The 204-nt window shown below is 51.0% G+C and carries 1 tRNA gene; it reads left to right on the top strand.

Features of this window, described 5'->3' with window-relative positions:
- Nucleotides 1-11: 11 nt before the first annotated feature.
- Nucleotides 12-88 (top strand) — tRNA-Met (locus ACW689_RS21585).
- Nucleotides 89-204 lie beyond the last annotated feature (116 nt).

Here is a 204-nt window from a genome sequence, read left to right as displayed (position 1 = left end):
CAATTTACAGGCGCGGGATGGAGCAGCCTGGTAGCTCGTCGGGCTCATAACCCGAAGGTCGTCGGTTCAAATCCGGCTCCCGCAACCACTTCTAAAATTGGGTGGTATGTAATCTTCTTTGTTAAATCGGAAGTAAAATAGCATTTAGCTGACAATTTACAGGCGCGGGATGGAGCAGCCTGGTAGCTCGTCGGGCTCATAACC

Source organism: Pseudoalteromonas sp. ABE4_541 (assembly GCF_056312285.1).
This window is presented reverse-complemented; position numbering and strand designations above follow the sequence as displayed.